Origin of the sequence: Nonomuraea sp. CA-141351 (genome assembly GCF_050944675.1) — a bacterium.
In the GTDB taxonomy this organism is placed as follows: Bacteria; Actinomycetota; Actinomycetes; order Streptosporangiales; family Streptosporangiaceae; genus Nonomuraea.
The window spans coordinates 10,788,913-10,806,072 of the sequence record NZ_CP191982.1 but is presented as its reverse complement, the minus strand read 5'-3'; the positions used below and the strand labels follow the sequence as shown (position 1 = coordinate 10,806,072).

Genomic DNA, 17,160 nt, shown 5'->3' with positions numbered 1-17,160 from the left:
GTGGGACGGGGCATTTTTTATGTCCTTAAGCGAGTAGCCACGCAAGGAACGAGCCGATGACCGAACGGATGACAGGTGCACAGGCCCTGGTGAGGGCGCTGGAGCACGTTGGAGTCGACACAGTGTTCGGGATCCCGGGCGGTGCCATTCTGCCGGCCTACGATCCTCTCTACGACTCGACCAAGGTCCGGCACGTGCTCGTACGCCACGAGCAGGGTGCGGGTCACGCGGCCGAGGGCTACGCGCAGGCCACCGGCAAGGTCGGGGTGTGCATGGCGACCAGCGGCCCCGGCGCCACGAACCTGGTGACACCGATTGCCGACGCGTTCATGGACTCGGTGCCGATTGTGGCGATCACGGGGCAGGTCGCCGCGCCGATGATCGGCACGGACGCGTTCCAGGAAGCCGATATCTCCGGCATCACCATGCCGATCACGAAGCACAACTTCCTGGTCACGGACGCCGGGGACATCGCCCGTACGATCATGGAGGCCTTCCACATCGCCTCCACCGGCCGTCCTGGCCCGGTGCTCGTGGACATCTCCAAGGACGCGCTGCAGTCGGAGACGACCTTCAGTTGGCCGCCCACCATGCAGCTCCCGGGCTACCGCCCGGTCACCAGGCCGCACTCCAAGCAGATCCGCGAGGCCGCCAAGCTGATCGCCGAGTCCAAGCGGCCGGTCCTGTACGTCGGCGGCGGCGTGCACAAGGCGGGCGCTTCGCCCGAGCTCCTGCAGCTGGCCGAGCTGACGAACATCCCGGTCGTCACCACCCTGATGGCCAGGGGCACGTTCCCCGACAGTCACCCGCAGCACATGGGCATGCCGGGCATGCACGGCAGTGTGTCGGCGGTGGGCGCGCTGCAGCAGTCCGACCTGATCATCGGCCTGGGTGTGCGCTTCGACGACCGGGTGACCGGCGACCTGAAGTCGTTCGCGCCGTATGCGAAGATCGTGCACGCCGACATCGACCCGGCGGAGATCTCCAAGAACCGCCACGCCGACGTGCCGATCGTGGGCGACTGCAAGGAGGTCATCGGCGACCTGGTCTCCGCCATTCAGGCGTCGGAGCAGAAGGGCGACTACAGCGCCTGGTGGACGATCCTCAACGGCTACAAGGAGACGTACCCGCTGGGCTACGAGACGTTCGAGGACGGCTCGCTGGCGCCGCAGTACGTGATGGAGCGGCTGAGCGCCATCGCCGGGCCCGACGCGTACTACGTGTCCGGGGTCGGGCAGCACCAGATGTGGGCCTCGCAGTTCATCGACTACGAGAACCCCGGCACGTTCATCAACTCGGGTGGTCTCGGCACGATGGGCTTCGCCGTCCCGGCCGCGATGGGCGCCAAGATGGGCCGCCCCGGCTCCACGGTGTGGGCCATCGACGGCGACGGCTGCTTCCAGATGACCAACCAGGAGCTGGCCACCTGCGCCCTGGAGGGGGTGCCGATCAAGATCGCCGTCATCAACAACGGTAACCTCGGCATGGTCCGCCAGTGGCAGACGCTCTTCTACGACGAGCGTTACTCCAACACCGACCTGCAGACGACGCGCCGCATCCCGGACTTCGTCAAGCTGGCCGAGGCCTATGGTTGTGTGGGCCTGCGCTGCGAGCGTCCCGAGGATGTGGACGCCGTGATCGCGAAGGCCATGGAGATCAACGACGTGCCCGTCGTGGTCGACTTCGTCGTCCACCAGGACGCCATGGTCTGGCCCATGGTCGCGGCAGGCACCAGCAACGACGACATCAAGATCGCCCGTGACATGGCGCCTAAGTGGGAGAACGAGGATGAGTAGACACACGCTGTCTGTGCTTGTCGAGAACAAGCCGGGTGTTCTGGCGCGCGTGTCCGCGTTGTTCAGCAGACGGGGCTTCAACATAGACTCGCTGGCAGTGGGGCCGACCGAACACGACGACATCTCGCGCATAACCATCGTGGTCAGCGTCGAGGAGCTGCCGCTTGAGCAGGTCACCAAGCAGCTCAACAAGCTGGTGAACGTACTGAAGATCGTCGAGCTCGACCCGGCGCAGTCCGTCCAGCGCGAGCTGATGCTGATCAAGGTCAAGGCCGACTCCGAAAGCCGTTCCCACGTGCTGGAGCTCGTCAACCTCTTCCGCGCGCGCTGCGTCGACGTGGCCGCCGACGCCGTGACCATCGAGGTCACCGGCACTCCCGACAAGCTCGAGGCGTTCGTCAAGGTTCTCGAGCCGTTCGGGATCAAAGAACTCGTCCAGTCGGGCATGGTGGCCATCGGCCGCGGCGCCCGTTCCATCACTGACCGGTCCCTCAGGGCACTGGACCGTACCGCCTGAAAGGTTTTGAGCAAGTGACCGAGATCTACTACGACGACCAGGCCGACCTGTCGATCATCCAGGGACGCCACGTGGCCGTGCTGGGGTACGGCAGCCAGGGCCACGCCCACGCGCTCTCCCTGCGTGACTCCGGCGTGGACGTCCGCGTCGGCCTGCCGGAGGGCTCCAAGAGCCGCGAGAAGGCGGAGAACGACGGGCTGCGGGTCGTCACTCCGGCGGAGGCGGTCGAAGAGGCCAACCTCACCATGATCCTCGCGCCGGACCACATCCAGCGCGACCTGTACGCCCAGCACGTCGCCCCCAACCTGGTCGAGGGCGACGCGCTGTTCTTCGGCCACGGCCTCAACATCCGCTACGGCCTCATCGAGGCCCCGGAGGGTGTGGACGTCTGCATGGTCGCCCCCAAGGGGCCGGGCCACCTCGTCCGCCGCCAGTTCGAGGCCGGGCGCGGTGTGCCTGTTCTCGTGGCCGTCGAGAAGGACGCCTCGGGCAAGGCGCTCGACCTGGCGCTGTCGTACGCCAAGGGCATCGGCGGCACGCGCGCCGGGGCTCTCCGCACGACCTTCAAGGAGGAGACGGAGACGGACCTGTTCGGCGAGCAGGCCGTGCTGTGCGGCGGCGTCTCCGAGCTGATCAAGGCGGGCTTCGACACGCTGATCGAGGCCGGCTACCAGCCCGAGGTCGCCTACTTCGAGTGCCTGCACGAGATGAAGCTGATCGTCGACCTGATGTACGAGGGCGGCATCTCGAAGATGTACTGGTCGGTCTCGGACACGGCCGAGTACGGCGGCTACACCCGCGGCCCGCGTGTCATCACGGATGAGACGCGGCAGGAGATGCGCCGGATCCTGGGCGAGGTCCAGGACGGCACCTTCGCGCGGCAGCTCGTCGAGGAGTTCGAGAGCGGCCAGAAGGACTTCAAGCGGTACCGCGAGGAGCTGGCCGAGGACGCGATCGAGAAGACGGGCGCGAAGCTCCGTCCGATGATGAGCTGGCTCAAGGCCTAGCACGAACGGCGACGGGGTGGGTGGGTCAAGGCTCACCCACCTCGTTGCCCGGTTACGTGGGTGTAGACGGGCGGGGCTCACCCGCCCGTTGCCCTTTTAGTGGGTGGGGGGCCTGTGTACCCGACGCCATTCAAAGCGGCAGCCACGGGGAGTAGCGGCCGGACTGCGTGTAGATAACCTGCATGGATGCCCCTAAGATGGATCCAGAGTCCGGGCTAGGGGGCTAGTCGTGTTGCTTCGCTTCAGAGGCGCCAACCATAGATCATTTCGTAACGAGTTCGAAGTCTGGTTGGCCGCAAGCAAGTTCAACCAAGGGACAGGCCGTCCGGCTGGTCTCGCCGAGGACCCTGAGCTGGCTTACCTGCCGACGACTGCGATCTACGGCTCAAACGCCTCCGGCAAGTCGAACGTCCTCCATGCCGTCCGCTGGATGCGGCAAGCCGTTCTCAACTCTGTGCACGGCTGGTCCACGCTCGACGGCGTTCCCCGTGAGCCCTACGAGCTTGACCAGGCGGCCCGCGCGGATTCCTCACTGTTCGAGGTCGACATCGTTCTCGACGATGACCGGTACGTCTACGGCTTCGAAGTGTCCGATGAGCAGGTCGAGACCGAATGGCTGCACGCCTATCCGGGTGGCCAGGCCCGCAGACAGGTGTGGTTCGAGCGCGACGCCGACTCCGACGAGCCTTTCACCTTTCCTGGCGAGGGGCTGAAGGGGGCGAAGGAAAGCCTTGTTTCACAGACGCGCCCCAACGCACTGTTCCTGACAGTTGCGGCGGCCTTCAACCAGCCATATCTGAAGCCCATCCATGACTGGTTCAGGCACAATCTCTGGTGGATCAGTCCTGGTCGCGACTTCGAGGAACGTCAGAGCTTCACCCGCGAGATGCTGGAGGACCCCAGGCATCGGGACCGGATTATCGGCCTTCTCAAGGTGGCCGACCTGGGCGTCGTCGGGACGGAGATCGACAGTCTGAGCGGCGAACTCCGGCTTCTGCACCAAGGGCCCAATGGTTCAGTTCCGCTGAGCTACGAAGGGCAGGAGTCGATGGGGACCCGGTCCTGGTTCGCATTCATCGGCCCTCTGCTCACTGCCCTTGACAGAGGAGCCGCCCTTCTCGTTGACGAACTGGACACCAGCCTGCATCCGCTGTTCGCCGCCGACGTCCTGCGGCTTTTCCAGGACCCGGCGGCCAATCCGAACAACGCGCAACTGGTGTGCACCGTCCATGACGCGAGCCTGCTGGGTCGTGCGCACATTTTCCAGCCGCTGGAGCGCGACCAGGTGCGTATCACCGTCAAGAACCGAGACGGAGCATCCGAGATCTACCCGTTGACCGATGCGCGTCCCCGTAAGGCCGAGGCGCTGGACCGTAACTACCTCGCCGGCGCTTATGGCGGTGTGCCGACGCTGACGGTGGGAGAGATCGCCGAGACTCTTGCGGGGCCGCTCACCGAACGCGAGGCGGAGGTGTCGGGCTGATGGCCAAACGTGGGGCACCCGGCGAAAAGTCGGCTCCGCGTCCAGGCCCATCCTCGACGTCGGCTGCGGTACCGGCTCGCTGTCCGTGCTGCTGGCCGCGGCCGGACACCGGTTGACCGGGGTGGACCTGGCACCGCAGATGATCGACCAGGCCCGGGCGAAGCTGTCGGCCGCCGGGCTCAGCGGGCGTTTCCTGGTCGGCGACGCCGCTGTGCCGCCCACGGGCGAGGAACGGTTCGACATGGTGCTGTGCCGCCACGTGGTGTGGACCCTGCCCGACCTGCGCGCGGCGCTGCGGGAGTGGGCCGGGCGGCTCCGTCCGGGCGGTCGGCTGGTGCTGGTCGAGGGGCGCTGGGGCGAGGTCGGGTCGCCCTATGTGGCGGGAGCCGGCTCGCTGCCGTGGAACGGCGGCGTCAGAGCCGACGACCTGGCCGCCGCCGTGCGTCCGCTCGCCGCCGACCTGCGTATCGAACCGCTCGGTGACGACACCGACCTGTGGGGCGGCCCGGTGACCGACGAACGCTACGCGATCATCGCCTCGATAACCGGTTGAGAGGGTCGCGGGCGTCGCCTTCAACCGCATGCGAAAGGCCACGTCTTGAGCACTTCTCCGTGCGTCTTCTGCAGGATCGTCGAAGGCGCCGAACCCTCGCAGACCGTCTACGAGGACGAACACGTGGTCGCCTTTCTCAACCTCGCCCAGGTCACCAAAGGGCACACCCTGGTCGTCCCGAGGGAGCATCACAGGAACCTGGCGGACATCCCGCTCGAGGCGGCCTCGGCGGTCATGCGGGCCACGGTCCTGGTGAGCCGGCAGGTCACCGGCGCGTTGCGGGCGGAGGGCGTCAACCTGTGGCACGCGAGCGGCGAGACCGCCTGGCAGAGCGTTTTCCATTTCCACATTCATGTGGTCCCTCGCTACGACGTCACCGACCTCGTGCTCCCCTGGGTGGAGATCGAGCATCCGGTGGAATCCCTTGCCGGCTTGGCGGCGGAAATCCGCAGCCAGGCCGCTGGTTGAGAGCCCTCCGCACTATCCGGGATCGGGAGAGGACATACCCAACGCTATAACGTTCGATATAGCATCCGACCCATGATGAACGCGCGCCGCGCCCCCGGGCAAGGCCCGACGGGGCGCTTCTTCGGGCCGGGCGAGCTCCGCCTGGCCATCCTCGCCCTCATCGCCGAGCAGCCGGGCCACGGCTACCAGGTCATGAGCCGCCTCGCCGACCGCTTCAACGGCACCTACGAGCCGAGCGCCGGCTCCATCTACCCCACCCTGCAGCTGCTCGAAGACGAAGGTCTCGTACGCGTCGAGCCTGCCGACGGCCGCAAGGTCTACCACGTCACCGACGAGGGCAGGCGCGCGGCCGAAGAGAAGGCCGAGGAGATCGAGCGGCTCTGGGGCCGGGCGGCCGGCAGGGCCGAATGGGGGATGTTCCGCGACCCTGTGGCCGCCGAGATCATCGGCCCGGCGCTGCGCCTGGTCAAGGCCGCCGTGAAGGCGCTCGCGCACGCCCACGGCGACCCCAGGGTGGTCGAGGAGATCCAGGAGATCTTCATCGAGGCCCGGCGCAGGATCGAGCGACTGGATCCCAGGAAGCAGTGGAAGGAGGGGCGATGAAGCAGACCGTGGCCCGCAGGCTGCTCAACCGGATGTTCGTCGCGGGGGAGGTGGTCGAGGTCGAGCAGGTGACCTCCCGCATGCGGCGGGTCAGGATCGGGGGAGAGGCGCTCGCGGGGCTCACATGGACGCCGGGCCAGCACGTACGGCTCCTGATCGGTGACGGCGGCGGCCTGCTCGGCGGGGCCCTGCGCACCTACTCGATCTGGCAGTACGACCCCACCTGGGAGTCGATGGACCTGATCGGGTACGACCACGGCGGCGACTCGCCCGGCACCTCCTGGATCAGGAAGGCCAAGCCCGGCATGGAGATCGCCTTCACCAGGCCGGACGGCGGTTTCGTGGTCAAGGAGGAGGCGCCTTACCACGTGTTCGCGGGCGAGGAGACGGCGTCGGTGGCGTTCGGCGCGATGCTGCGGGCGCTGCCGGACGGTGAGCGGGTGTTCGGCGCGGTGGAGGCCGACGGGCCCGGCGACCACCTCGATCTGGCCGGGGACCTGGTGCGGGTGTGCCGGGGCGGCGCCTCCGCGGCCGGCTCCAAGGTCCTGGTCGACGCCGTGCGGGCGCTGGACCTGCCGGACGAGCCGGGGGTCGCCTATCTGGCGGGGGAGGCGCGCACGATCCAGGCCGTACGCGCCCACCTCGTCAACGAGCGCGGCTGGCAGCGCAGGGACGTGCGCACGAAGCCGTTCTGGACACCGGGCAGAAAGGGTCTCGACTGATCACGGGGCTCATCGACATCTCGATAATAATACCGGTATAGTTATCGATCTACGAGCGTCAAGGAGGAGCCGTGATCGAGCTCAAGTCAGCCGGTGAGATAGACGCGATGCGCGAAGCGGGCAGGGTCGTCGCCGCGATCCATGCCGCGGTGCGGGAGCGGGCCGCGGTCGGGGTGTCGTTGAAGCAGCTCGACGAGGTGGCCAGGACGGTCATCGAGGAGGCCGGCGCGGGGGCGTCGTTCCTGGGCTACCACCCGTCGTTCGGCGCGACGCCGTACCCAGGGGTGATCTGTACCTCGGTGAACGGGACCATGCTGCACGGCCTGCCGAGCCCGTACCGGCTGCGTGACGGCGACCTGATCAGCGTCGACTGCGGCGCGATCATCGACGGCTGGCATGCCGACGGCACGGTCAGCTTCGCCGTCGGGCACGCGCGCGAGGAGGACCTCAAGCTGATCAGGGTGGCTGAGGAGACTTTGGCGGCGGGCATCGCGGCGGCCGTGCCCGGCGGCCGGATGGGTGACATCGGCCACGCCATGTCCATGGTCGGCCGCGGCGCCGGATACGGCATGCAGAACGACTTCGGCGGCCACGGCATCGGACGGGCCATGCACGAGGCGCCGTTCGTGCCCAACGAGGCCCCCGCGGGCCGCGGGCCGCGGCTGCGGCCGGGGTTGGTGATCGCGATCGAGCCGAGCCTGATGGCCGGGGGTGACGACGACTACTACATGGCCGACGACGGCTGGTCGGTGTGCTCGGGCGACGGCAGCAGGAGCGTGCACGTCGAGCACACGGTCGCGATCACCGCGGACGGCCCGGTCATCCTCACCTTGCCGTAGGCTCCCGCATCCCGAACAGGAACCTGGTCACCCTCGTACGCCGCACCAGGTCATAGACGACCACGGTCACCACGAGCGAGATCGCCACGATCACCAGGTATTCGACCAGGATCGGCGCCTTCCACCCCACCACGAAGTAGGCCACCGCCACGACGATCGGCTGGTGCAGCACGTACAGGGGGAGCACGGCGGAAGACAGGTAGGCGTACAGCCGGCGTGGCGGTTTCCCGGCGCCGGGGGAGGGTGAGCGTGGCCGGTCGAGGGCGCCGAGTATCGCGACGAGCCAGCACCACCCTGCCAGGCCGTACAGGGTGCGGGCGCCGATCGCGAGCGGGGTCATGTCCGTGAACGCGTCCGCGCCGGGCGCCTCGCCCGCGATGACGAAGCCGGGCACCCCGATCGCCACCAGCGCGACGCCGACGACCGCGGCGGGCACCCAGTCGCGCCGCATCGCCACGCGGAACCGGGGGTCTGTCACGAAGAAGTACCCGTACAGGAAGAACAGCAGGAACGCCCACCGGCTCCAGCCGCTGAACGCCTCCTCCAGCCCCACGAAGGCGCAGACCAGCGCGATCGGCAGCCCGAGCACCAGCAGCCCGCCGCGCGGGCGCGAGATGGCGGCGGGCCACTCGAGGGTGGGCGGCGTCCAGCGCCCCACCGCCGCGAGCAGCAGCGAGAACGTCAGCAGCAGCACCACGAACCAGAGGTGGCCGGTCTCGAAGTACGTGCCTCGCAGGATGAAGGGGAAGTCGCTCAGATCCAGCCGCACGGTGTAGAACTTCGGCAGGAACGCCAGGTAGGACTCGTGGTAGGCGGGATCGGCCCGCAGCCGCAGCCATTGGGGCACCGGCATGATCGTGGCCGTGGCGAAGACCAGCGGTACCCCCAGCCGGAGTAATCGCTCTACGGCGAACCCGCCGGGGCCGCGGCGGTGCATCGAGTGCCACGACCCCAGCCCGGCGATGAGGAAGAGCAGCGGCATCGCCCAGATCACGCAGAGTGCCGCGATGAAGAACGTGATCTGTGTCGTCTCGGCGTTCTTGACGTAGTAGTCGTCCCTCGTGTCGAACACCAGCGACGCATGGAAGAACACCAGCCCGACCACCACGAGAGCGCGCATGGCGTCGAGCTCCGGCCGGCGGTCTGGGGCCGTCTGCTGCGACGGCCCGGTGCGTGCGGTCATGATCGGCCTCCCCGTGACATGCACCAGTGTGAGGCCCCGAACGGGCTCGCGCCATGGTGCGGATCAGGTTGAGCCTTCGTAGGCGAAAGAGGCTTCGAAGGAGTTGCGGGCGATCCGGTCGAGCTGCTCGTCCGTCATCCCCAGCTCCCGCTGGAGCGCCACGTAGTTGTCCTCCACGTATCCGCCGAAGTAAGCGGGATCGTCCGAGTTGACCGTCACAACGAGCCCTTCGTCCAGCATCGCGGGCAGGATGTGGTCGCGCAGGGACGGCACGGCGCGCAGGCGCACGTTCGACAGCGGGCACACGGTCAGCGGGATCCGCTCATCCCGCAGCCTGGCCACGAGCTGCGGATCCTCCATCGCCCTGATCCCGTGGTCCACCCGCTCCACGCGCAGCACGTCCAGCGCCTCCCACACGTAGTCGGGGCCGCCCTCCTCGCCCGCGTGCGCCACCCTCCGCAGCCCCTCGCCGGCCGCGATGTCGAACACCCGCCTGAACAGCGACGGCGGATAGCCCACCTCCGCCGAGTCCAGCCCCACCCCGATGAACGAGTCCCGGTACGGCAGGGCGGCCCGCAGCACCTGCTCGGCCTCGTCGGCGCCCCGGTCACGCAGGAAGCACAGGATCAGCGCGGCCGACACGTCGCCGTCCTTGAGTGCCGCCGACAGCCCGCCGAACACCACGTCCAGCGGCACGCCCCTGCTCAGGTGCGCCTGCGGGTCGAAGAAGATCTCCGCGTGCCGCACCCCCTGCTCACCGGCCCGCCGCAGGTAGGCGGTGGCGAGGTCGTAGAAGTCCTCCTCGGTGCGCAGGACCGCCATGTGCTCGTAGTAGAGGTCGAGGAACGACTGCAGATCGGTGAAGGAGTAGCGGGCGCGGATGGCGTCCACGTCGAAGGTCGGCAGGTCGATCCGGTTACGCCTGGCCAGCTCGACGACGAGCTCGGGCTCGAGGGTGCCTTCGATGTGCAGATGGAGCTCTGCCTTGGGACGCATGGCAACGAGTAAACCGGACCCCGCGCGGTGGGAGTATCGTGCGAACCTCTGAATCCTCACCCAATGACCTGGCATAACATCAGATTTCATGAGGCTGGCGGACCTGCTCGCACGCGACGACCTGCGGCTGACGCTTGTGACGGGTCACGAGGTGCTCGAGCGCGTGATCCGGCGAGCGTACCCCACGGATCTGCCCGACCCCCGGCGTTACCTGCAGCCCGGCGACCTCGTGCTCACCAGCGGCGTCTGGTACGGCGAGCCCTCCGACTGCGAGCGCTTCGCCGACGCGCTGTGGGCCAGCGACGCCGCCGGGCTCGTCGTGGGGCTGATCGTGCTCGGCGAGCTGCCCGACGAGCTGGTCAAGGCGTGTGAACGGCGCAGGCTGCCGCTGATCCTGGCCGCCCCCGACCAGTCGTTCGGTGCGATCACCGAGGTCGTGACCGTCGAGGGGTTCGCGGCCGAGCAGCGCAGGGCCGAGCGGGTCAGGGCGCAGACGCTGCTCGACGTGCTGGGCCAGATCCCGCCAGGAGAGGTCTCCGCGCACCTGCGGCTGCTCGGCGCAGACCCGGGCCTGCCGACCGCGGCCATGGCGGTCACACTGACCGGGCCGGACAATCACGGCGCCGACTACGACCTGCCCGAGGTGCTGCATGAGGGACTGGCCAGGAAGGGGCGGCACCTGATCGTCGGCGGCACGCCGCGCGAGGCGATCGTGCTGGTCAACGGCAGGGCGTCGCGCAAGAGCCTCGCGGACGAGCTGCGCGGCCTGGCCGCCGAGCGGCCGGGGATGAGCATCGCGGCCGGGATCAGCGAGATGGCGGGCAGCGTGTCGCAGCTCGGTGAGGCGCTGGAAACGGCCAGGCGCGGCATGGACTCCGCGCGGGGCGGGCCGGGACCCGTGTCGATCATGTCGGTGGCCGACATCGACAGCTTCGACCTGCTGCTGGCCGCGCTGCCCGCCAGCGTGCGCCGCTCCTTCCGCGACCACCTGCTGGGGCCGGTCGAGGAGTACGACGCCCGGCACGGCTCCGAGCTGCTGCGCACGCTCGACATCTTCCTGGAGACGTGCGGGTCGTGGCAGCGCACCGCCGACGAGCTGTACGTGCACGTCAACACCTTGCGCTACCGGATGCAGCGGATCGAGGAGCTGACCGGGCGGCGGATGTCGTCGATGCGGGACCGTACCGACCTGTATCTGGCGCTGCGGTCAGCGCGAGAGACGCAATAGGCGCGTCAGGGCAGGCGGCCCGCGACGACGTGGCCCCGTGAGACCACGGCCACGATGTTCTCGACGGCCAGGTCCTCGATGCGCTCCCACGGGCGGCCGCGCAGCACGATGAGGTCGGCGCCCAGTCCAGGCGCGATCCTGCCCACCGGCATGCCGATCGAGTCGGCCGCGTCGGAGGTGGCCGCGCGCAGCGCGGACTCCGCGTCCAGCCCGAGGACCCGCGTCATGTGGACGACCTCGGCGTGTTGGTCGCCGAACTGCACGTGGTGGCCGTTCGCGTCGGTGCCGAGCACGAACCGCACGCCCAGCGCGGCCGCCTGGGCCAGCAGCACGTCGCGGGTGGCGACCAGCTCGGCGGCCTTGGCCATGGCCTCGGGCGTGACCGGGACGCGGCCCGCCGCGATGGCCTCGTTGATCAGCAGCGTCGGCGCGACCGGTGTGCCGCGGGCGGCCAGGGTCTCGGCCAGGTCCTTGCTCATGAGCGTGCCGTGCTCGATCGAGTCGACGCCCTCCTCGACGGCCACCCGGATGCCGTCCTCGGAGTGGGCGTGCGAGGCCACCAGCATGCCGAGCGCGTGCGCCTCGTCCACGACCGCCCTGATCTCGTCGCGGGTGTAGTTGCGCCAGGCGTTCTTGTCGCCGATCGACAGCACGCCGCCGCTGGTGGTCAGCTTGATGCCGTCCATGCCGGCGCGGGCCCAGGTGCGTACGAGCTTGCGGCACTCGTCAGGGCCGTCGGCGGTGGGCTTCCGCGCGGGCACCGCGGGCGGCACGAACAGGTCGTTGTGCCCGGCCGTCATCCCCACCACGCCGTGCACCTGGATGCGCGGCCCGGGCAGCACCCCCGCGTCGAACGCCCGGCGCAGCGCGACCTGGGCCTCGTCGCCCGCGAGGTCGCGCAGCGTCGTCACGCCGTGCCGCATGGCCCGCTGGGCGTGGGCGACGCCGTGCAGCACCTGCTCGTCCCTCGTGGTGACCAGCGGCCAGGTCGCGAAGTCCGGCGGGTCGCCGGGGCCCGCGTACCCGATCAGGTGCACGTGCGTGTCCACCAGGCCGGGCAGCACGCAGAGGCCGTCATAGCGGGGCTCGGTATCCGGCTGCACGCCGGTGATGCGGTCGGGCTCCCAGCTCAGATCGACTGGGCCGCGGTATTCGGTACCGTCCCAAAGAGGGATTCCGTCGAGTCTCATTTCACGCTCGACGCTACCGGAGCTTCTGGGCGGCTGGAGGGATCTACGGTCCTCACCCGGCACTCTCGTAGGGACCTACAGGGGTCGCCAGCGGTTTTCCCGCGTTCCCTCTTCGCGGCCCTTCGCCGCGCCGCGTTGTCCAAAACCACCGTCACATGATGGTAATAATCGATAGATACCGTCCTGACCTGCCCGTTCACCGCCGCTCAAGGAAGAATTATGGCTATTTCCCTCGACCGCCGCGCGTTCCTGCGGACAACAGGTCTGGCCGGTCTGGCGCTCGGTCTGGCCGCCTGCGGCGAAAGCGGCACGTCGACCGCCTCCTCCGGCGGTGGGCTCGGCTCGGTCAAGCTGCAACTGTCCTGGAAGAAGAACGTCGAGTTCGCCGGCGAGTACTTCGCCGACACCAAGGGGTACTTCAAGGCCGCCGGGTTCACCCAGGTCGAGCTGCTGTCGGGCGGCGGCTCGGGCACCTCGGTCGAGTCGGGCCTGGCCACGGGCCGCTGCTGGGCGGGCCTTTCCGCACCCACGATCACCGCGCCGGCCATCCTCCAGGGCGCCCCGCTGAAGATCGTCGGCGCGACCTTCCAGAAGAACCCGTTCGCGATCGTCTCGCTCAAGAAGAACCCGATCGAGGCGGCCAAGGACCTGGTCGGCAAGAAGATCGGCGTCCAGGACTCCAATGAGCTGGTGTGGAACGCGCTGCTCAAGGCCAACGACATCGACCCGTCCAGCGTGACCAGGGTGCCGTTCCAGTCCGACCCGTCGATGCTCACCTCCGGGCAGCTCGACGGTTACGTCGGCTATGTCACCAGCGGCCCCGTACGGCTGAGGATGCAGGGCCACGACCCGGCCTACCTGCTGTTCGCCGACGCCGGCCTGCCGCTGGTCGCCGAGACGTTCACGGTGACGCAGGAGACCATCGACAAGGAGCGCGACAAGCTCAAGGCGTTCCTGACCGCCGAGATCAAGGGCTGGAAGGACGCCGTCGCCGACCCGGCCAAGTCCGCCGAGCTGGCCGCCACCGTCTACGGCAAGGACCAGAACCTCGACGTCAAGGAGCAGACCGAGGAGGCCAAGATGCAGAACGAGCTCGTGGTCACCTCCGACGTCAAGGCCAACGGCCTGTTCACGATCACGCCGGAGCTGATCGAGCAGAACATCGCGTCCCTGGCGAAGGCCGGCCTGAACATCAAGGCCGAGCAGCTGTTCGACCTGACGATCCTGGACGAGGTCTACAAGGCCGACCCGAGCCTGAAGCTGTCATGACGGGCATCAGCATCGCGGGGCTGAGCAAGACCTTCGGCAAGGGAGTGACCGCACTCCAAGGAGTCGACATCCAGACGCCGAAGGGCTCGTTCCTGTCGCTGCTCGGCCCCTCCGGCTGCGGCAAGTCCACGGTGCTGCGCATCCTGGCAGGACTGGAAGAACCCACCTCCGGCGAGATCCAGGTGAACGGCGAGACCCCGGAGGAACTGCGCAGGGGCCACCACCTCGGCATCGCCTTCCAGGATTCGGCGCTGCTGGCCTGGCGCAGCGTGGCGGCCAACATCCGGCTGCCGCTCGAGGTCGCCGGGATCAGGCCGGAGCCCGGTCAGATCGACGACCTGATCAAGCTGGTCGGCCTGGAGGGCTTCGAGAAGGCCAGGCCCGCCGAGCTGTCCGGCGGCATGCGACAGCGCGTGTCCATCGCCCGCGCGCTGGTGGTCAAGCCCAGCGTGCTGCTGCTCGACGAGCCGTTCGGCGCGCTCGACGACATGACCAGGCAGCGGCTCAACCTGGAGCTGCTGCGCATCTGGACCGAGAAGCCCGCCACGACGCTCATGGTCACCCACGGCATCAGCGAGGCCATCTTCCTGTCGGACGTGGTGGCCGTCATGAGCCCCCGCCCCGGGCGGGTCGTCGAGATGGTGGAGATCGGCCTGCCGCGGCCCCGCACCCCCGACATGATGCGTACGCCCGAGTTCCACGCGATCCACGACCACCTCAGCGACCTGCTGTTCGGGCACGGCTCATGAGGCGTGTCCAGGGGCTGCTCGGCGTCGTCGCGCTCATCGGGCTCTGGTGGCTGCTCGCCGTGACCGTGTTCGCCGGCGGCGGCGCGGTTCCGACGCCGTGGGCGGTGCTCGCCGCCATGGGCGACGACGGCTGGGCCTTCTACGGCCCGAACATCTCCGCCACCCTCACCGCGGCGGTCCAGGGCTTCCTTTGGGGCAACGGGCTGGCCGTCGGCGTGGCACTGCTGGTGCTGCTCGTGCCCCGGCTCGAAGCCGTCGCCACGCAGCTCGCCGTGATCAGCTACTGCATCCCCCTGCTCGCCATCGGCCCCATCGTGCTGGTGGTCTTCGGCGGCGACGCCACCGTGGTCTTCCTCGCTGCCATCTCCGTCTTCTTCACCACGCTCATCGGCGCCCTGCTCGGGCTGCGCTCCGCCGACCGGGCGAGCCTGGACGTCGTCACCGTGTACGGCGGCGGCCGCCTGGCCAGGCTCCGCTACGTACAGATCATCTCCGCCCTGCCCAGCACGTTCGCCGGCCTGAAGATCTCCGCCCCCTCCGCGCTGCTCGGCGCCATCATCGGCGAGTACCTGGGCAGCAACGACGCGGGGCTCGGCGTCTCCCTGATGATCTCCCAGCAGCAGTTCCAGGTGCCGCGCACGTGGGGCCTCGCGCTCGCGGCCGGGCTGATCGCCGGGCTCGGGTACGCGATCGTCGCTCTCGTCGCCCGCGTGGTCACCCCCTGGTCGAGAGGTGTGTCACAGTGATCGGCCGCACCGTGCTGAGGATCGTCGGCCCTCTGCTGCCCTCCGTGGTCATCGTCGTGGCCGCGTGGTGGCTGGCCCTGGAGGCGTTCGGGATCAGCCCGCTCGTGGGCAAGCGGCCGCCGCAGGTCTGGGAGTACCTGACCTCCTCGGACGCCCACCGCGAGGCCGTGTTCGGGGCGCTGGGCATCACGGTCAGGGACGCCGCCATCGGGTTCGCCAGCGGAATGATCGCCGCCGTGGCGGTGGCGGTCGCGTTCGTGCTGTTCAGGACCGTCGAGCAGACGTTCATGCCGGTCGCGATGCTGCTGCGGTCCGTGCCGCTCGTGGTGATGACGCCGCTGATCACGATGATCTTCGGCCGGGACGTGCTGGGCGTGGCCGTCATCGGCGGCATCGTCGTGTTCTTCCCCGCGCTGGTGAACATCGCCTTCGGGCTGCGGTCCGCCTCGCCGCAGGCCACCGACCTGATCATGGCGTACGGCGGGACCCGCATGACCGTCCTGCGCAAGGTCGCCATGCCGACGGCGATGCCCTCGGTCTTCGCCTCGGCCCGGATCTCCGTGCCCGCCTCCATCATCGGAGCGCTCATCGCCGAGTGGCTGGCCACCGGGCGGGGGATCGGCGCCGAGATCCTGCGGGCCATCGGCGGCTTCCGGTATGACGAGGTGTGGGCGGACATCGTGGTGGTCACGACCGTGTCCATCCTGGCGTACGCGGTCGTGGGCGTGGTCGAGTCGCTCGTCCTCGCCCGCTTCTCCGACCGCTCGTAAGCGCGGAGATGCGGGCCCGGCCGCGGTCCTGTGTGCGGGGGGAGGCGCGGCCGGGCCCGCCCGGAGGGGAGCGCATGGGCGTGCGGTGGGAAACCGGCTTGGGTGTGGCCGGTGGAGGCCCGGCGCTCCCTTGGCTCTAGCGAGCGGTTTGCTCTAGTGGGTGGCGAAGTCCTGCGTCCAGGAAGGTCCCTTGGCGTTGTGCCCGACACCGATGTGGGTGAAGGAGCAGTTCAGCATGTTCCCCCGGTGTCCCGGGCTGTTGAGCCAGTCGTTCACCACGGCGCGGGCGGTGGGGTGGCCCTGGGCGATGTTCTCGGCGACCATGCTGTACGAGAAGCCGACCGCCCTGATGCGCTGGTCGAATGTGCGCCCGTTGCTGGAGTTGTGCGTGAGGCGGTTGCGGGCTCCCATGTCCGCCGAATGGCGCTCGGCGGCGAGGTGCAGCTTGGGGTCGTGGATGAGGGGCCGGCAGCCCTTCTTCGCCCTGGCCTCGTTGGTGAGCCGGACGACCTCCTCCTCGACCGGGGAGGCGAAGCCCCCGCCTGACGCGCACGACAGCTTCACCGGGCGCGACCGGCCGGTGCGCCCGTGGGAATCCATCGCGACGACGTAGTAGCCGCGCGGGGTGGCGGAGCACTGTACGCCCGCCGTGACCCGCCCGGTGCCGATGACCTTCGAGCCGCTCTTGACGACCCGGTCGGGACCCGGCATGACGATCATGATGCGTACCCTGAGCCGGGCCTGGTCAGTGCAGCCCGTCCTGGATGCGGTGCCCCGAACCACGCCCCTGGTCGCGACCGGTTCGGCCGCGACCACGCGGCACGCCTGCGCCGAGGCGGCCTGCGCGGCGGGCGCGGGGAAGCTCAATGCCGCCAGACTCCCTAGGCAGATGAGTGCCTGGAGCGGTCTGCGCATTCTGTCCTCCGGTACGGGGTTCGACACTGCGTCGAACCCGAATTCTGGCGCTCCCGGGTCGGCTTTGTATGGAAATTTCGGACGCAACCTGGAGCCCCAAGTAACTGCCCAGTAAACCACAGCGGC

General features: G+C 68.9%; 18 protein-coding genes. 14 read left to right on the top strand and 4 right to left on the bottom strand.

What is annotated here, in order from left to right; translation table 11 throughout:
• Positions 1-56: 56 nt before the first annotated feature.
• The 9 genes from ACQPWU_RS50755 to map all read left to right on the top strand — a co-directional run bounded on the left by ACQPWU_RS50755 (position 57) and on the right by map (position 7,988).
• The gene (locus tag ACQPWU_RS50755) at positions 57-1,796 is read left to right on the top strand and encodes an acetolactate synthase large subunit (RefSeq protein WP_433433752.1); all 1,740 of its coding nucleotides are present in this window, start codon (positions 57-59) and stop codon (positions 1,794-1,796) included.
• Positions 1,789-2,313, top strand: coding sequence for an acetolactate synthase small subunit (gene ilvN, locus ACQPWU_RS50750; RefSeq protein WP_433433750.1), 525 nt, complete (start codon positions 1,789-1,791; stop codon positions 2,311-2,313). Before ACQPWU_RS50755 ends, ilvN begins: the two co-directional genes overlap by 8 nt.
• Before the next feature lie 23 nt (positions 2,314-2,336).
• Complete coding sequence (ilvC, locus tag ACQPWU_RS50745; RefSeq protein WP_433445508.1) at positions 2,337-3,320, top strand: ketol-acid reductoisomerase; 984 nt, start codon at positions 2,337-2,339, stop codon at positions 3,318-3,320.
• Positions 3,321-3,549: 229 nt separating this feature from the next.
• Positions 3,550-4,803, top strand: a complete 1,254-nt coding sequence (locus ACQPWU_RS50740) for an AAA family ATPase (protein ID WP_433433748.1) — start codon at positions 3,550-3,552, stop codon at positions 4,801-4,803.
• Positions 4,760-5,356 carry a class I SAM-dependent methyltransferase gene (locus ACQPWU_RS50735; RefSeq protein WP_433433747.1) on the top strand — a complete coding sequence of 199 codons (597 nt, stop codon included), beginning with the start codon at positions 4,760-4,762 and terminating at the stop codon, positions 5,354-5,356. The genes ACQPWU_RS50740 and ACQPWU_RS50735 overlap by 44 nt, the downstream gene beginning before the upstream one ends.
• 45 nt (positions 5,357-5,401) lie before the next feature.
• A complete protein-coding gene (locus ACQPWU_RS50730; RefSeq protein ID WP_433433746.1) occupies positions 5,402-5,824 on the top strand; it encodes an HIT family protein in 423 nt (140 codons plus the stop codon).
• 72 nt (positions 5,825-5,896) lie between these two features.
• Positions 5,897-6,427, top strand: a complete 531-nt coding sequence (locus tag ACQPWU_RS50725; RefSeq protein WP_433433744.1) for a PadR family transcriptional regulator — start codon at positions 5,897-5,899, stop codon at positions 6,425-6,427.
• Positions 6,424-7,149 carry a siderophore-interacting protein gene (locus ACQPWU_RS50720; protein ID WP_433433742.1) on the top strand — a complete coding sequence of 242 codons (726 nt, stop codon included), beginning with the start codon at positions 6,424-6,426 and terminating at the stop codon, positions 7,147-7,149. Before ACQPWU_RS50725 ends, ACQPWU_RS50720 begins: the two co-directional genes overlap by 4 nt.
• A gap of 71 nt (positions 7,150-7,220) precedes the next feature.
• Positions 7,221-7,988 (top strand): type I methionyl aminopeptidase, encoded by a 768-nt coding sequence (map, locus tag ACQPWU_RS50715; RefSeq protein ID WP_433433740.1) that lies wholly within the window; start codon positions 7,221-7,223, stop codon positions 7,986-7,988.
• On the opposite strand, the gene ACQPWU_RS50710 is transcribed toward map, so the two are convergent.
• Together ACQPWU_RS50710 and ACQPWU_RS50705 are read right to left on the bottom strand one after the other, a co-directional pair.
• Entirely contained in the window at positions 7,975-9,171 is a 1,197-nt protein-coding gene (locus ACQPWU_RS50710; protein WP_433433738.1) for an acyltransferase family protein, read from the bottom strand. The two genes, map and ACQPWU_RS50710, sit on opposite strands and share 14 nt — an antisense overlap.
• A 63-nt stretch (positions 9,172-9,234) precedes the next feature.
• The gene (locus ACQPWU_RS50705; protein WP_433433736.1) at positions 9,235-10,167 is read right to left on the bottom strand and encodes an adenosine deaminase; all 933 of its coding nucleotides are present in this window, start codon (positions 10,165-10,167) and stop codon (positions 9,235-9,237) included.
• 88 nt (positions 10,168-10,255) lie between these two features.
• Here ACQPWU_RS50705 and ACQPWU_RS50700 point away from each other — a divergent pair, with 88 nt between their 5' ends.
• Positions 10,256-11,395 carry a PucR family transcriptional regulator gene (locus ACQPWU_RS50700; RefSeq protein WP_433433734.1) on the top strand — a complete coding sequence of 380 codons (1,140 nt, stop codon included), beginning with the start codon at positions 10,256-10,258 and terminating at the stop codon, positions 11,393-11,395.
• A 5-nt stretch (positions 11,396-11,400) separates the two neighbouring features.
• Here the strand turns inward: ACQPWU_RS50700 and ACQPWU_RS50695 are convergent, their stop codons facing one another.
• Entirely contained in the window at positions 11,401-12,585 is a 1,185-nt protein-coding gene (locus ACQPWU_RS50695; RefSeq protein ID WP_433433732.1) for a metal-dependent hydrolase family protein, read from the bottom strand.
• A 219-nt stretch (positions 12,586-12,804) separates the two neighbouring features.
• Between ACQPWU_RS50695 and ACQPWU_RS50690 the strand changes: the two genes are divergently transcribed.
• From ACQPWU_RS50690 to ACQPWU_RS50675, 4 genes are read left to right on the top strand one after another with little or no spacing between them, the layout of a single operon-like run.
• Positions 12,805-13,854 (top strand): ABC transporter substrate-binding protein, encoded by a 1,050-nt coding sequence (locus tag ACQPWU_RS50690; protein ID WP_433433730.1) that lies wholly within the window; start codon positions 12,805-12,807, stop codon positions 13,852-13,854.
• A complete protein-coding gene (locus ACQPWU_RS50685; RefSeq protein WP_433433728.1) occupies positions 13,851-14,603 on the top strand; it encodes an ABC transporter ATP-binding protein in 753 nt (250 codons plus the stop codon). The genes ACQPWU_RS50690 and ACQPWU_RS50685 overlap by 4 nt, the downstream gene beginning before the upstream one ends.
• Complete coding sequence (locus ACQPWU_RS50680) at positions 14,600-15,349, top strand: ABC transporter permease (protein WP_433433726.1); 750 nt, start codon at positions 14,600-14,602, stop codon at positions 15,347-15,349. Before ACQPWU_RS50685 ends, ACQPWU_RS50680 begins: the two co-directional genes overlap by 4 nt.
• A complete protein-coding gene (locus tag ACQPWU_RS50675) occupies positions 15,346-16,119 on the top strand; it encodes an ABC transporter permease (protein WP_433433724.1) in 774 nt (257 codons plus the stop codon). Before ACQPWU_RS50680 ends, ACQPWU_RS50675 begins: the two co-directional genes overlap by 4 nt.
• A 153-nt stretch (positions 16,120-16,272) precedes the next feature.
• Here the strand turns inward: ACQPWU_RS50675 and ACQPWU_RS50670 are convergent, their stop codons facing one another.
• Entirely contained in the window at positions 16,273-16,986 is a 714-nt protein-coding gene (locus tag ACQPWU_RS50670; protein WP_433433722.1) for a CAP domain-containing protein, read from the bottom strand.
• Positions 16,987-17,160: the final 174 nt, after the last annotated feature.

Coding starts and splice junctions, on each gene's coding strand:
- ACQPWU_RS50755 (WP_433433752.1), top strand. CDS start 57: ATGACCGAACGGATGACAGGTGCACAGGCCCTGGTGAGGGCGCTGGAG.
- ilvN (WP_433433750.1), top strand. CDS start 1,789: ATGAGTAGACACACGCTGTCTGTGCTTGTCGAGAACAAGCCGGGTGTT.
- ACQPWU_RS50725 (WP_433433744.1), top strand. CDS start 5,897: ATGATGAACGCGCGCCGCGCCCCCGGGCAAGGCCCGACGGGGCGCTTC.
- ACQPWU_RS50720 (WP_433433742.1), top strand. CDS start 6,424: ATGAAGCAGACCGTGGCCCGCAGGCTGCTCAACCGGATGTTCGTCGCG.
- ACQPWU_RS50710 (WP_433433738.1), bottom strand. CDS start 9,171: ATGACCGCACGCACCGGGCCGTCGCAGCAGACGGCCCCAGACCGCCGG.
- ACQPWU_RS50705 (WP_433433736.1), bottom strand. CDS start 10,167: ATGCGTCCCAAGGCAGAGCTCCATCTGCACATCGAAGGCACCCTCGAG.
- ACQPWU_RS50700 (WP_433433734.1), top strand. CDS start 10,256: ATGAGGCTGGCGGACCTGCTCGCACGCGACGACCTGCGGCTGACGCTT.
- ACQPWU_RS50695 (WP_433433732.1), bottom strand. CDS start 12,585: ATGAGACTCGACGGAATCCCTCTTTGGGACGGTACCGAATACCGCGGC.
- ACQPWU_RS50690 (WP_433433730.1), top strand. CDS start 12,805: ATGGCTATTTCCCTCGACCGCCGCGCGTTCCTGCGGACAACAGGTCTG.
- ACQPWU_RS50685 (WP_433433728.1), top strand. CDS start 13,851: ATGACGGGCATCAGCATCGCGGGGCTGAGCAAGACCTTCGGCAAGGGA.
- ACQPWU_RS50680 (WP_433433726.1), top strand. CDS start 14,600: ATGAGGCGTGTCCAGGGGCTGCTCGGCGTCGTCGCGCTCATCGGGCTC.